This window comes from Agathobaculum sp. Marseille-P7918 (assembly GCF_964248325.1).
GTDB lineage: Bacteria > Bacillota > Clostridia > Oscillospirales > Butyricicoccaceae > Agathobaculum.
The window spans coordinates 270,102-284,685 of the sequence record NZ_CAXTXI010000001.1 but is presented as its reverse complement, the minus strand read 5'-3'; the positions used below and the strand labels follow the sequence as shown (position 1 = coordinate 284,685).

The window sequence follows — 14,584 nt, the reverse complement described above, 5'->3', positions numbered from 1 at the left end:
ACGGTATCGAAGAAGGGAGTTACGAAATGGACTTGAATTCTCCTAATATTCTGTGCAAAGATCATCCGGACTTTAAGTGCAGGGAAATCGGCTCTCTTAAAGCGTTATTTACGCTCGAAGGGAAAAAATGCTTGGTGACCGGCGCGGCAGGCGGGATTGGTCGTTCGACAGCAAAAGGTTTTGCGGAACTGGGCGGTGACGTTTGTCTGGTGGATATTCCCGGCAAAAAGGATGCGTTGGAAAGCATTTGTGCGGATATCACACGGTCATATGGTGTGAAAGCAATTTATGCACTGGGGGATGTATCTGACGAAAATAGTGTGATGGAGTGTATCCAGACAGCGGATCGGGAATTTGGAACGATTGATGTTTGCCATAGCAATGCAGGCATTATTTTACCAGGGGATAACCCGGATATTGGCGTAGCGGAATTCAAAAGGGTACTGAACATCAATTTGGTTGGCATGATGATGGTCAGCAGAGCCTGTGCGAATATCATGAAGCGCGATGGTCATGGCGGTTCGATTGTACATACCGTATCGCAAAGCGGTCATATCGTGAACACCAACTGGAAGGACGATTTTGGCTATGCGTATCATGTATCTAAGGGCGGAGCCTTGCATCTGACCCATGCAATGGCGCTGCAATACATAAAATATGGGATTCGCATCAATAGCGTTAGTCCGGGTGTGGTGCTGTCCGGTATCCACGATCCAATACCGGTATGCATGATGCGTAATGCGGTTGAGAAGATTCCGATTGGCCGCTTTGGATATTTGCAGGATGTTGCGGCAACGGTCGCATTTTTGGCAACCGACTTGGCTGCTTTCTGTGTTGGCACGGATATCATTGTAGACGGCGGTGAAACGCTGTACTGATTAAACAATCACATAGGAGGTATTTTTATGGCAGTCGATATGGAAAAAGTGAAAGCGTTAAAAGAAAAAGCTGTACAAATCCGCAAGGATATGTATGTGACGACCAATAAAATCGGTTATGCGCATCTGGGTGGCGGCAACTCTATGCTGGATGTTGCGGTGGCGCTCTATTATGATTTCATGAATTGGTCCCCGGAGCAAATCCACGATCCGGATCGCGATCGCTTTGTATTGAGTAAAGGCCACTGCGGTCACGTACTCTACAATATTCTGGTCGATAAAGGACTCTATACGCACGAAGATCTTTGGAACGGCTACAATAAGATCGACGGTCGATTTGGCATGCATCCCAATATGCATTATATCGATGGAATTGAGGCGTCGACCGGGTCGCTGGGCCATGGCTTGTCCATTGCATTTGGCATGGCGGTTGCAGGACGTGTGGATAAGAGAAATTATCGCGTGATCTGCATGACCGGTGATGGTGAAATGGATGAAGGTTCCATCTGGGAAGGCATTATGGCTGCGGCGCATTACCAACTTGGCAATCTGGTTCTGATTATTGATTACAATAAGTGTTCCTGCATGGGTCCGGTGAAAGACGTAATGAATTTGGAGCCTTTGGCGGATAAGCTGAGAGCATTTAACTGGGACGTCCTGGAAATGGATGGGCACGATATGGAAGATATCGTGCGGACGCTGCATTCTTTGCCGCCGTCTGATTCTCAGACACGAACCAAGCCGATTGCGATTATTTCCCATACGATTAAGGGATATACCATGCTGGGCGGTGTGGAAGGAACGGCAGCAAGTCATTTGGGTTTTGTTCCCACAGAAGAATTCCTGCAGCAGTGCTTTGATTCGGTTGACGCGCACGCGGCTGAGAAATAAGGAGGAAGCAAATTATGTCAGAAAGAATTACGTTTACAGAGGAGTTAACCAACCTTGGTCATATGAATATCTTGACGGGTGCGTCCTCACGAGAAGCCTATATTGAAGAAATGGCGGATATTTTTGCATCGGATCCGTCCAAGTATATGTTTGTTTCCGCCGAGGGTGCTTCTTATTCCGGTAAGCTGGTGGAGCTAAAGGGAAAGTACCCGCAGTGCTTTGTAGAATTAGGCATTGCAGAACAGAATGCGGTAGGCGCGGCTGCGGGCTTGGCGCTGTGCGGCAAGACGGTTTTCTTAAATGGTTTCGGGCCCTTCTTGGCGCTGCGCACGCTGGATCAGGTGCACACGGATATTGCATATCAGAATGTTCCGGTACGACTGATTAACACGCATGCAGGTGTGACCTCCGGCGGCGGTCCTACGCACTACAATATCATGGATATTGCAATCATGCGAGTCATGCCAAATATGACATGTATTGTCCCTTCTGACGCGGATCAGTGTAAAAAAGCGATTCGTGCAACGGAATCCATTCCGGGTCCGGTCAACATTCGCGTGACGCGCGGCAAAGAGCCGCAGGTTTATACCAATACCAATTATAAGTTTGAGGTTGGTAAGGCGATTGAAGCAGTACCGGGTAACGACGCTACGGTGATTGCCTGTGGTTCGACAGTTGCACTGGCGGTATCTGCGGCTAATGGCCTTGAAAAAGAAGGCATCCATGTGCGGGTGCTGGATATGCACACCATTCAGCCGCTGGATGAAGAAGCTATCATTAAGGCTGCAAAGGAAACCGGTGTGATTATCACAGTGGAAGATCATTTGGATATTGGTGGCCTGAACGGAGCGGTGTCTGAAGTGCTTGCCAAGTCTGGTCTGGGTATCAAGTATAAAGCGCTGGGCCTTCCCAGAAATGAAGGGTTCCCGCATCTTGGTGATATGTGGGAGCTGTATGATCATTATGGCTTTGGCCCGGAAGGAATCAAGAAAACAGTGCGCGAGATGCTGAAATAATTTTTGGAATACCCAAGAAGTTGCATCAGTGGTAAGGTATACAGCCCCATCCGTTCCGAAAATCAGGATGGGGCTGTGAAAAAATAAGAGGATATATTCATGAAACAGCAATTAAATGAAATTTGTGCTCTTCGCCTGTTGTATACCTGTAGTCCGGCTGAGCTGGAGGGAAAAGCACAGATAGGATGTTTTCGGTATCAATTAGGCCGTTTTTTGGGCGAAAAAGCAAAAGCGGTACTGGAAAGTCGACTGGATTATATTGTTCCTGTGCCAAATTCCGGTTTGTACTATGCAATGGGTGCGGCGGAATCGCTGGGTGTGCCGTATTTGCAGGCGCTGGTCAAGCGAGATGGGCAACAGCGCACCTTGTGGGAACCGGATCAGCAGATGCGGGAACGTATGATTTTGGATAACATGCTGCTGCTGCCAGGCCTGCTGGAGGGGAAAAGGATCGCGCTGGTAGATGAAGCGATTTTCACCGGTACAACGCTCAAAACAGTCTGTCAACGGCTGAAGCAGCATGGAGTGTCAGAAATTCATATTTTAATTCCGACTTCGCTTTGCGCATCGCCCTGTCCATACGGCTGTATGCCGCAGAGGGACCTGTTGGCACAAAAATTGTCGCTGCCTGAGATGAAGGCGTATTTTGGCGTTTCCAGTGTGACTTTTATTTCATATACCGACCTGAGCAACTTTACGGATGCATTTCAGCACGTTTGCCTGAAATGCTTTCAGCAACCGTGATTTCCATGAAAGGATGGATGAATCAATGGAAAAATCTAAGCTGCAGGAGTTGTCCATTCAGGCAACCAAAGCGCGTCTGCTCGCAGTTAAAATGGTGCATGACGCAGCATCGGGGCATCCCGGTGGCTCGCTGAGCTGTATGGACATATTAACGACGCTGTATTTTGACGTAATGCATGTCGATCCGAATCAACCGCAGGATCCGGATCGGGATCGCTTCGTTATGTCCAAGGGGCATTGTTCGCCGGCGGTGTATTCGGTTCTGGCTCTGCGAGGCTTTTTTCCGGAAGAAGATCTGAAAATGTTCCGATCGATCGATGGCCACATGTCGGGGCATGTGGAAATGCATGTGCCTGGTGTGGATATGTCCACCGGCTCTTTGGGACAAGGCATTTCTGCTGCGGTTGGCATGGCTCTTGGTGGAAAGTATAACAAAAAAAGCTATCGTGTTTATGCCATCATGGGTGACGGTGAGATTGCCGAAGGTCAGGTATGGGAGGCAATGCTGGCGGCTGCAAAGTTCAAACTGGACAATCTGTGTGCGGTTGTGGATGTAAACGGATTGCAGATCGATGGCAAAACCGAGGATGTTATGCCCACCGAGCCGCTGGATCAGAAGTTTGAGGCCTTCGGCTGGCATGTAATCAAGATTGACGGCCATGATTATGAGGCAATCGAGAACGCATTTGCAGAGGCGGAGAGCATCAAGGGAAAGCCGACCATGATTTTAGCCAAGACCATTAAGGGCAAGGGAGTCAGCTTCATGGAAAACGACGCGGGCTGGCATGGAAAAGCGCCGAATGATGAACAGTATGCGCAGGCCAAAGCAGAGCTGGAAGCAAGATTGCAGGAACTGGAGGGATAAAAATGGCTGAAAAAATCGCAACGCGTGCGGCATATGGGAATGCACTGGTAGAGCTGGCGGAGAAATATCCGAAGCTGGTTGTTTTTGACGCGGATCTGGCAGGCGCAACCATGACCAAAGGCTTTATGAAAAGTTATCCCGAGCGTTTCTTCGATATGGGCATCGCGGAATGCAATATGGTGGGGGTTGCCGCAGGCATGTCAACCTGTGGTCTCAAGCCGTTTGTCAATACGTTTGCCATGTTCGCTGCAGGGCGCGCATGGGAACAGGTGCGCAATTCTATTTGCTATCCGCATTTGAATGTCAAAGTAGTAGGTTCTCATGGTGGATTAAGTGTAGGTGAAGACGGAGCGACGCATCAATGTATTGAAGATTTTGCGCTGATGCGGGCAATCCCGGGCATGATGGTGCTGTGTCCGTGCGACAGTCATGAAATGCGTTTGGCAACAGAGGCACTGCTCAATTATGACGGTCCGGCCTACATGCGTTTGGGACGTCTGGCAGTAGAAACCGTGACGGATACCATTGAGGGATATCGGTTTGAATTGGGTAAAGCTGCGAAACTGCGGGAAGGGTCGGATGTGACAATCATTGCAAACGGGATGATGGTTCAGATGGCGCTGAAAGCTGCGGAACTTCTGGCGGAGGAGCAGATTCAAGCTCGCGTGTTGGATATGCATACGATTAAACCGCTGGATGAACAGGCAGTTCTTGCAGCCGCAAAAGAAACGGGCTGCATCGTCACAGCAGAAGAAGCAAATGTAATTGGCGGTTTGGGAGCAGCGGTTTGCGAGTACTTAAGCGGAGTTTGCCCGGTGCCGGTGATTCGCAATGGCGTGCAAGATGAGTTTGGTCGCAGCGGTAAAGCAGCATTGGTATTGAAGGCGTACGGGCTGAGTAAAGAGGGGATTGCGGCAAGCGCCAAAAAGGCGCTTGCACTGAAATCGTGATTCCAAAAGAAAAAGTAATGCTGTTATTGTTGCAGATGAGAAAGTCTGTGATATTTATTGGTTGAAGGGAGGAGAACAGTGGTCACTACGAAAGAGAAGTTTTCTGGATACAGGGTAGCGGTTGGCTGCACATTGGTTGTGCTGGCACATTTAGGATGCTGCTACTTATGGGGAGTCATGTTGCCGCACTTTTTGAAAACATTTCAGTGTTCTACGGCGGTGTTGGCTGGATCCAGTTCTGTTGGTACCATTATCGCCTTTTTTGCGGCGATGTCGTCCGGTTTTGTGTTGAAGAAGTTTTCTCCGCGGACCGTATTAGTATTTGGCACATGTGTTTGTGCTGCCTTCATGTTAATCAATGCTTTTGCAACCGCACCGTGGATGGTGTATATTTCCAACGGCATCAGTGGATTTATCATTGCATATGGTGGACATCTCACATGCACATCGATTATCAATCGATGGTTTATAAAAAAGCGCAGTACAATCATCGGTATTGTGGTAAGCGGCGCTGTCTTTGGTGGATCGCTTTACATGTTTCTGGCGGGACAACTGATCGGGCGAGTGGGACAGATGAATACTTATCTGATTTTAGGAAGCCTATCCGTTGTCATTGCGGTGTTTTGCGAGGTCTTTTTGATTCGTTCCACTCCGGAAGAGCTGGGGCAGAAACCTCTGGGTTGGGATGCAGAAAAAGAAAAGAACATGGAAAATGTTGTGCAGAATACGAACAATGATTTAACCCCGGCAGAGGCAAGAAAAAGCAAAGCGTTTGTTATGCTGATCATAGCGGTTTTCATGTCGGCGATGCTGATGGCAACATTTACAACTTACGCGACCACGTTTTGGATGTCCGAAGGACTAACTCAATCCACAGCGGCTACAATGGCGAGCATTATTACCTTGTTGGGTGGCTGTGCTTCCATTGTGGTGGGAATGGTTGCAGATAGATTCGGACTAAAATCTTATTTGACAACAATTTTTGCGAGTTTCCTCATAGGGTTGGTTTTAACCATCATCTGGGGAAGTACTTCGGTTGGCATGATTGCGCTTGTCTTTAGCATTATATTTATCTCTATGGGCAATTCGATTCAGGGGATATATGCCAATATTACATTGCCTGTATTCGGAAAGAAGGCGGCAACCAGTATCAATGGCAACCTGATGGGCGTATTTCAAGCGGGTGTTGCTACGCAATCCTTACTCTTTGGTGCGTTGTACGATGCGTGGGGATCCTTTATTCCGATTTTCTGTATCCAAATCGGAATTGTCGTTGTAGTGTATTCGCTGATGCGGATCGTCCTCAATATGAAAACTGAAAAGAAAAATGTGGGGAATGCTGGAGAAATGGAGTGTACAATAATATGAGTGATTTGTTTGATTTAACCGGTCGGGTAGCCGTTATTACAGGTGCATCGTCTGGTTTGGGCGTACAGTTTGCAAAAACGTTGGCGGCACAAGGTGCTGATATTGCAATTCTGGCGCGCAGAAAGGAGAGGCTGGAGGCGGTTGCGGAAGAAATTCGAAAACTGGATGTGCAATGCCTTCCGGTACAATGCGATATCACCGATCATGCTGCGGTTGAGCAGGCGATTCAAACGATTATGGATACCTATGGCCGGATCGACGTGCTGGTCAATAATGCAGGTGCAGGTGCGGGGAGTGGGGCCGAAAACCTGTCGTTGGAGGATTGGCAGCGTGTCATCAATTTGGACTTGACCGCAGTGTTTGAGATGGCGCAGGCTGCTGGACGCATTATGATTCAACAGGGATACGGCCGCATCATCAATATCGCGTCCATGTATGGCATGGTTGCCAGCATGAAATTTCCCAGCACTGCATATGCGGCAGCGAAAGGCGGGGTAGTCAACCTGACGCGTAGTTTAGCGGCGGAATGGGCTCGTTATGGCATTACCGTAAATGCGATCTGCCCAGGATACTTTATTACGGAGCTGACAGAAGAAACAATGACCAGTGATTATGTCAGTGCCTATTTGAATGTGGTATTGCCAATGAATCGATGCGGCAAGCAGGGAGAATTGGATACAACCATTCTGTATCTTTCATCGCCGCATTCATCCTATACGACAGGTGCTATTATACCGGTTGATGGTGGTTTCACTGCTGTATAAACGTATTTCATGACAAAACATAGGCTGTCAAAGTCAAAAAATATAAATGCATCGAACAAATCACTTTGAGAGTCATGTTTGTGGGGAGAGGTATCTATATGGTATCTCTCTCCAAAATTATAGCGATTTTACTCAATGTTTGATAGGAGGGAACATGAAAGAAGTACTAGTACTTTCGACAGCTATGTTTGGAGCAGCCTTCCTTATCCTTTTGATGTGTGTATGGGCATTTGGATAAATGTGCTGTGCGGAAATTGCTGGGGCATAAATAAAATGCAAATTTTAATAGAGATTTGAAGAAGCTTTGCAAACATTGAAAAATATGTTTGCAAAGCTTTTTTTAGTTGCATCTGATTTTAAGGTGTATTGGCAGCCATAATTGCAGGCTCATACCTTTAACGAATATATTTCGTTCATCGGTTCAGTAATTATGGCTTTCATTGGATTGTTTGTGAGTTTTGATGAAAAGCCTGTTGTATATTTTTCTTTATATGTTGCAAAAAAATCATATACATATCGGCTTTGATATGACAAAATAGATGAGTTCTGTTTGCAATGTTCTGTGGTACCGGAAATATAGAAACAAATTTAAGAAAGCAGGAAACAACATATCAGTAACAAATTCAGGGGACGTACTGCGGAAATAAAATTGCAGTACGTCCTAAATTTATCTTTTAAAATCGTTGTCAAAAAAAGAGATTCGTGGTCTAAAATAGAGTATAAACTCGGAAAAAGGAATGAAAAAGGGAGAAAATTAAGTTAATTTTGTATTTCCTAATAGATAGGAAAGAATGATAGTCCCAAAAAATAATTTTGTGTCTTATAATTTAAAATAGCAAGGGGAGAGAGCCAATGTTGACGTTAAGACAAAGGGCGATTATTGATATTCTGAACAGTGAAGGACATCCGGTTACTGGGCGGGAATTGGCACAGATGCTAGGTGTATCTGACCGAACCATTCGTTCGGATATTGATGAACTCAATCGAAACTCGCAGTATGAATTAATCAAAGCGAGTCATAGAAATGGATACAGTTTGAATGCGAATGCATTGAATATCAGACAGAATGCAAAACAAGAAACTATTCCACAGACATCACAGCAGCGATGTGTTTATTTGATTAAAGAACTGTTGTTTCATAAGCAGGAAATTAACTTGATAGAATTGCAAAATCAGGTGTTTGTCAGCGGTTATTCGATTGACAATGATATTCGTAAAATACGTACCATGATTCGCGAATATCCCGGATTGCGTTTGGTGCGCAGTAAAAACCATTTGCGGCTGGAGGGCGAAGAAAGCGAAAAGCGTAAGCTATATAAAAAGCTATTGACGCGTGAGACAGAAGGAAATTTTATCAATCTGAGCGCCATTGCGAATATTTGGCAGGAGTTTGACCTTTTGGAACTCAAAGATGCATTGGAGGAAATTTGTAAGAAATATGATTATCATATTTCGGATTTAGCCTATCCCATGCTGATGCTTCACGCAGGTGTATCAGTTGAGCGTATACTGCATCACAATTTCGTTGAGGAAACGGACTGCGATGCGCGGTTGACCAAACGTTTGGAATATCAGATTGCAGATGAGCTGTTCCAGAAAATTGCAGAATTATATCATATTGAGCGGGTAGAGGATGAGGTTAGTCGGTTTGCCGAACTGCTGATGAAAAAGAATAACTTCTATCATGATCCGAGCGATGAGAATTTAGATAATTTGACGCGGCTGATTTTGCAGAACATACAGGCAAGATTTGATATTGATTTGAGTGGTGACGAAGAGTTTGTAAATGGCATTATGTCACATATTCGTCTGCTGATCAAACGTTTACATCAGCAAGTAGAACCTGAAAATTTTTGCTTACCGGAAATCAAATGGAAATATCCGCTTATTTTCGAAATGGCTGTTGCGGTAGCCGGATGTATTGAAGATGCTTACGGATGCAAGCTGAATGAAAATGAAATTTCTTATTTAGCATTGCATCTTGGGTTAGCATATGAGCGTTCCAGCGCGGTACCACGATACCGGGCGGTATTGATTGCCCCCAACAGTTACATCACGTTGACGAGACAGTGCATGAACAGCTTGGTGCAGCGGTTCGGAAATCGAATGGAAATGGTTAGCCGATATAATCTGTTTGATGAGCGCAAAGTCCGTCAGGACAAGCCGGATTTGATTTTGTCTACCGTTCCGCTTCAGCATAATTTAAACGTTCCAACCGTACAGATTTCGTTGTTCGTCAGCGCCGAAGATGAGAGCCGTATTTTTCAGACACTCAACCGCATGGATAAAGCGCGGTATCATCATGAATTTGTGCGTCAGGTACAGGATATCATGCGGCCTGAACTGTTTGATATTAAACAAAGTATGGACAGTCAGGATAAGATTATTGATTTTCTGTGCGGAAAGGTGCAGGCCGCCGGACTGGACGATGGCAGCCTGAAGGAATATGTACTGCATCGAGAATCGTATGCTTCTACCTCGTTTGTGTATGGGTTTGCTATTCCGCATGCGATGGGGTCTTTCGTGCAAAAGACCAGCATTTCTATCTTATTGCTGCGTGAGCCGGTTAAATGGGGCGATTTTGATGTCCGCTTAGTGGTATTGCTTGCGATACGTGAGGAAGATAACAATGTATTGAAGGTATTTCTGGATTGGTTGTTCCATGTTGTAAGCGACCGAGTCAAATTTGCAGAATTGATAGGCGCTCAGAGCTTTGAGGAGTTTTTGGAGCATGTGATACATGCAGATAACTAAGGAAGAGAAAGGACTGGGAGTATGACCAAGGCAGCGGTGAAACGGCAAGCTAAAGAACAGACCGCGCAGGCAAGTTTGAGCCGTCGGTTTTTCGCATATCTGTTTGACTGGTATGTAGGTGGATTGGCAACGGCACTGCCGATTGCATTTTTTTCGATGCGGCAGTACCACACCGTGCAAAATCAAAATATTATGCTGTTTTCTGCGCCGTACGGTGTAATTGCAGGTGTTCTGGCGCTGATGTGTGCAGTGCTGTATTATGCGGTTATTCCGACATGGGGGTGGAAAGGACAGACGCCGGGAAAGCGATTGCTGCGACTCAAAATTGTTCAGGCAGATGGTGCCGATGCGTCGGCGGGGACCATATTTTTGCGGCAGCTTGTGGGTATGATGGTGCTGGAAGGCGGTTTGGTTACAGCAAGTACAATTTGGCATCAGCTGGCAACTCTCCTGACAGGTGTGGAATTGGTCAAGCCGCTGATGTATGTGGGCATGGTGGTTAGTGCCGTTTCGGCCTTGCTGGTTGTCACACGAAATCATACGGCGATTCATGACCGGGTAGCCGGTACACAAGTGGTTGAGCACCAGGCATAATGCCGGATGCGAGAGAAGACGATTGAAATTTAAAAATATTCAACAAGGAGAATGATTATGGAAGGTATGGAACTGATTTGTTTCAACATTATTTCGTCGGTAGGTATGGCGAAGTCCAGCTATGTTGAGGCAATGCGCGCGGCGGCGGCAGGAAATTTTGATGAGGCGACAGCCAAGATTAAAGAGGGGGACGGATTTTATGCACAGGGACATAACGCGCATTCGGATTTGATTGAGCAGGAATCCAATGGCACGCCAGTCGTGCCCAGCCTGTTGCTACTTCATGCAGAGGACCAGATGATGTCGTCGGAAACCATTCGCTTGATGGCGGAAGAAAATATTAAGCTGTACAAGAGACTGTCTGAGATGGCAAACTAAGCGGAATAAGGAGGCCGCTAACGCTCTATTCACGATGGTTTCATGAAAAAGGAGGAATATAATAATGAAAAAGATATATTTGTTCTGTTCGGCAGGCATGTCCACCAGTATGCTGGCAAGCAAGATGCAGGAAACCGCAGATGCGCACAATCTGCCGATTAAAGTTGCAGCGTATGCACATAACAAACTGGGGGAGATTTTGAATACAGACCGACCGGACTGCATTTTGCTGGGTCCTCAGGTGAAGTATATGTATGATGAAACGGTTGCGCAGTATGGCAAGGAAGGCATTCCGATTGCGGTGATTGACGCAGGTGATTACGGTATGATGGACGGCGAGAAAGTACTCAAAACCGCGATTAAGCTGATTAAGCAGAATAAGTAAGAGGGGGTAGCAATATGCTGCGCAAGCTTGAAAAAATCTTCATGCCAATGGCTGAAGTGATTGGTAGAAATAAATACTTAATTGCAATTCGTGATGGTTTTCTGGTATCTATGCCGTTGCTGGTTGCAGGTTCTATTTTCTTAATTATTGCAAACTTTCCGATTCAGGCATGGATGGATTGGCTTTCGTCCATCGTTGTCAATGAGACGACTGGTGAAACACTGGCGTCCATGCTCAATAAGCCTTCGGATGCGACGTTTACCATCATGGCTATCTTTGCCGTTATGGGTATTGCAAACAGCTTTGCCAAGCAGCTGAAGACCAATTCGTTGTTTGGCTCAGCGGTTGCGCTGATGAGCTGGTTTATGCTGATGCCGTACCTGATTCCGTCCACGGTTACTGTGGACGGCGTCACGGGTGACGTTATGGTTTCGGGTCTGTCTCTGGGCTGGCTGGGCGCGAAAGGTATTTTTGTTGGTATTATTTGTGCATTTGTTTCGGTACATATCTACGCATGGGTAGAAAAGAAGGGCTGGGTCATTAAGATGCCGGCCGGCGTTCCGCCTACGGTTGTTGAGTCGTTCTCCGCTCTGATTCCGGCTACGATTGTTATGACCGTATTTGGCGCCATCAACCTGGCATTCAATTTTGCAGACACCAACGCGTTCCAGATCATCTTTGAGTTCCTTCAGACCCCGCTGCTGAACTTGGGCGATACGCTGGGCGCAATGGTAACGGCCTATATTTTCCTGCATTTCTTCTGGTTCTTCGGCGTCAACGGCGGTTCGGTTGTTGGTGCAGTGTTCAATCCCATTCTGCAAACACTGTCGCTGGAAAACTTGGACTTTTTCCGCACGGGTGTAGGCAGTGGTCATATCATTTGCCAGCAATTCCAAGACCTGTTTGCAACGTTTGGCGGCGCAGGTTCTACCCTGTCTCTGGTTATTGCGATGATACTGTTCTGTAAGTCTAAACGAATTACGGAACTTGGCAAGCTGTCATTGGTACCTGGCATCTTTAACATCAACGAACCGATTATCTTTGGTTTGCCTATCGTGCTTAACCCGACCATGATTATTCCGTTCATGCTGGTGCCGACGATTAACATTGTCATTTCCTATTTCATGATGGCATTTAAACTAGTACCGATTTGTTCTGGCGTTAATATTCCGTGGACTTGTCCGCTGGGCATTTCGGGTGTTCTGGCTACCAACTGGGTGGGCGGTCTGCTGCAAATCGCGTTGCTGGTTTTGGGCGTATTTGTGTACATGCCGTTTATCAAGGCTATGGATAATCAGTACATCAAGGAGGAAGCGGAGGCAACCAAACATGCAGATGAAGATGACATCTCGCTGGATGACCTGTCGTTTGATGACCTTTAAGCAAGCGTTGGCGTGTGAGGAGGATGTTTTATGAAAATCATTATGATTTATGACCAGATTCAGGCTGGTGCAGGAATCAAGGATGACCATATGGTGCCTTTGGGCGCAAGTAAAGATCCGGTCGGTCCGGCGCGCATGATGGAGCCGTTTTTGAAGCAAGTGGATGGACGGGTCGTGGCTTGCCTGTACTGCGGAGACGGATTTTTTGAAAACGACCCGGCAGAAGTGAGCCGTAAGCTGTGTGCGATGGTTAAAAAACTGGGGCCTGATGTAGTGATGTGTGGTCCGGCGTTTAACTATCTTGGTTACGGTAAGATGGCGGCTAAGGTAGCGCATGATATCATAACCAGCACAGGAGTTCCGGCATTTGCGGCAATGTCCAAAGAAAATGAGGATACGATTGCGCAATATAAGGATAAAATCCATATTGTTGAAACTCCGAAAAAGGGTGGTATCGGTCTGAACGAGGCGCTGGAAGGTATGTGTCTGCTGGCAAAGGCTATGGTAGACGGTAAGAGTGAGGATGAAGTAGCGGCGAAATACTGCTTTCGCTGAAAAATGAAAGAGGGATGCGCGGTTCCGGTAACGGATTGCCGCGCCCCCGCTTTTTTGCGGGAAAAATGATATAGTTTTAGTCAGACGAAAGGAAGAAACGGTTATGTGGGGCATTATTGCAACTTGGAGAATGGCTGTCGAGGGCATTACAAAAGCGAGTGGCATGCTGAAAAATGGTGGAAATGCAGGCGACGCAATCGAAACCGCGATTAAGGAAGTCGAGGATTTTCCGTACTATAAGTCGGTCGGGTATGGCGGACTGCCTAACGAGGAAATGGAAGTTGAGCTGGATGCGGCTTATATGGATGGCGATACACTGGATATTGGCGCAGTGGCCGCAATCAAGGATTTTGCCAATCCGATTTCAATTGCGCGCCGCTTATCGCAGGAGCCGGTCAATAACCTTCTGGTGGGAGAAGGCGCGGAAAAGTTTGCACATCGCAATGGCTTTGAGCGCAAGAATATGTTAACCGACCGCGCCAAGATTCATTACCATAACCGCGTCAAAGAAGTGCAGGAAACTGAAATCAAGCCGTATACCGGACATGATACGGTGGGTATGGTTTGTCTGGACTGCGCAGGCAAAATGACCGCGGCTACATCAACCAGCGGTTTGTTCATGAAGAGAAAGGGCCGTGTAGGCGATTCTCCGATATCAGGTTCCGGCTTCTATGTGGACAGCGCAGTGGGAGGCGCAAGCGCTACCGGCTTGGGAGAAGACGTCATGAAGGGCTGCGTTTCATATGAGATTGTGCGTCTGATGAAAGAGGGAATGCACCCGCAGCAGGCCTGCGAGGCAGCTGTCAATCTGTTCGATAAAACACTGCGTGAACGCCGCGGCAAAGCGGGTGATATGTCGCTGATAGCGATGAACAATAAAGGCGAATGGGGCGTGGCAACCAATATCGAAGGCTTTTCCTTTTCGGTTGCAACCGAAGGACAGGAGCCAATCGTATATCTGACTAAAAATGTAGATGGAAAGTGCATTCATGAAGTGGCGAGTCAGGAATGGTTGGACGAGTATATGCGTACACGCACGGCACCGCTGGTAGAGAAATAA

At 46.9% G+C, this 14,584-nt stretch carries 15 protein-coding genes; all 15 read left to right on the top strand.

The window, feature by feature from the left end:
* Positions 1 to 26 precede the first annotated feature (26 nt).
* The 15 genes from ACESSO_RS01340 to ACESSO_RS01270 all read left to right on the top strand — a co-directional run bounded on the left by ACESSO_RS01340 (position 27) and on the right by ACESSO_RS01270 (position 14,584).
* Positions 27 to 878: an SDR family NAD(P)-dependent oxidoreductase gene (locus ACESSO_RS01340; protein WP_373163251.1), complete on the top strand. Its 852-nt coding sequence runs from the start codon at positions 27 to 29 to the stop codon at positions 876 to 878.
* 27 nt (positions 879 to 905) lie between these two features.
* Entirely contained in the window at positions 906 to 1,769 is an 864-nt protein-coding gene (locus ACESSO_RS01335; RefSeq protein ID WP_373163250.1) for a transketolase, read from the top strand.
* A gap of 14 nt (positions 1,770 to 1,783) precedes the next feature.
* On the top strand, positions 1,784 to 2,785 hold the full coding sequence (locus ACESSO_RS01330) for a transketolase family protein (protein ID WP_373163249.1): 1,002 nt from the start codon (positions 1,784 to 1,786) through the stop codon (positions 2,783 to 2,785).
* Between the two features lie 99 nt (positions 2,786 to 2,884).
* Positions 2,885 to 3,529, top strand: coding sequence for a phosphoribosyltransferase family protein (locus tag ACESSO_RS01325; RefSeq protein ID WP_373163248.1), 645 nt, complete (start codon positions 2,885 to 2,887; stop codon positions 3,527 to 3,529).
* Positions 3,530 to 3,554: 25 nt separating this feature from the next.
* A complete protein-coding gene (locus tag ACESSO_RS01320) occupies positions 3,555 to 4,394 on the top strand; it encodes a transketolase (protein ID WP_373163247.1) in 840 nt (279 codons plus the stop codon).
* A gap of 2 nt (positions 4,395 to 4,396) precedes the next feature.
* On the top strand, positions 4,397 to 5,344 hold the full coding sequence (locus ACESSO_RS01315) for a transketolase family protein (protein WP_373163245.1): 948 nt from the start codon (positions 4,397 to 4,399) through the stop codon (positions 5,342 to 5,344).
* 78 nt (positions 5,345 to 5,422) lie between these two features.
* On the top strand, positions 5,423 to 6,712 hold the full coding sequence (locus ACESSO_RS01310; RefSeq protein WP_373163244.1) for a nitrate/nitrite transporter: 1,290 nt from the start codon (positions 5,423 to 5,425) through the stop codon (positions 6,710 to 6,712).
* Positions 6,709 to 7,476 carry an SDR family NAD(P)-dependent oxidoreductase gene (locus ACESSO_RS01305; protein ID WP_373163243.1) on the top strand — a complete coding sequence of 256 codons (768 nt, stop codon included), beginning with the start codon at positions 6,709 to 6,711 and terminating at the stop codon, positions 7,474 to 7,476. Before ACESSO_RS01310 ends, ACESSO_RS01305 begins: the two co-directional genes overlap by 4 nt.
* Before the next feature lie 852 nt (positions 7,477 to 8,328).
* A complete protein-coding gene (locus ACESSO_RS01300; protein ID WP_373163242.1) occupies positions 8,329 to 10,230 on the top strand; it encodes a transcription antiterminator in 1,902 nt (633 codons plus the stop codon).
* A 21-nt stretch (positions 10,231 to 10,251) separates the two neighbouring features.
* Positions 10,252 to 10,824, top strand: coding sequence for an RDD family protein (locus tag ACESSO_RS01295; protein WP_373163241.1), 573 nt, complete (start codon positions 10,252 to 10,254; stop codon positions 10,822 to 10,824).
* 57 nt (positions 10,825 to 10,881) lie between these two features.
* Positions 10,882 to 11,202, top strand: coding sequence for a PTS lactose/cellobiose transporter subunit IIA (locus ACESSO_RS01290; RefSeq protein WP_373163240.1), 321 nt, complete (start codon positions 10,882 to 10,884; stop codon positions 11,200 to 11,202).
* A 64-nt stretch (positions 11,203 to 11,266) separates the two neighbouring features.
* The gene (locus ACESSO_RS01285; protein WP_373163239.1) at positions 11,267 to 11,587 is read left to right on the top strand and encodes a PTS sugar transporter subunit IIB; all 321 of its coding nucleotides are present in this window, start codon (positions 11,267 to 11,269) and stop codon (positions 11,585 to 11,587) included.
* Between the two features lie 14 nt (positions 11,588 to 11,601).
* Complete coding sequence (locus ACESSO_RS01280; protein WP_373163238.1) at positions 11,602 to 12,969, top strand: PTS sugar transporter subunit IIC; 1,368 nt, start codon at positions 11,602 to 11,604, stop codon at positions 12,967 to 12,969.
* 30 nt (positions 12,970 to 12,999) lie between these two features.
* Complete coding sequence (locus ACESSO_RS01275; RefSeq protein ID WP_373163237.1) at positions 13,000 to 13,524, top strand: GrdB-related putative oxidoreductase; 525 nt, start codon at positions 13,000 to 13,002, stop codon at positions 13,522 to 13,524.
* 103 nt (positions 13,525 to 13,627) lie between these two features.
* Positions 13,628 to 14,584 (top strand): N(4)-(beta-N-acetylglucosaminyl)-L-asparaginase, encoded by a 957-nt coding sequence (locus ACESSO_RS01270; protein WP_373163236.1) that lies wholly within the window; start codon positions 13,628 to 13,630, stop codon positions 14,582 to 14,584.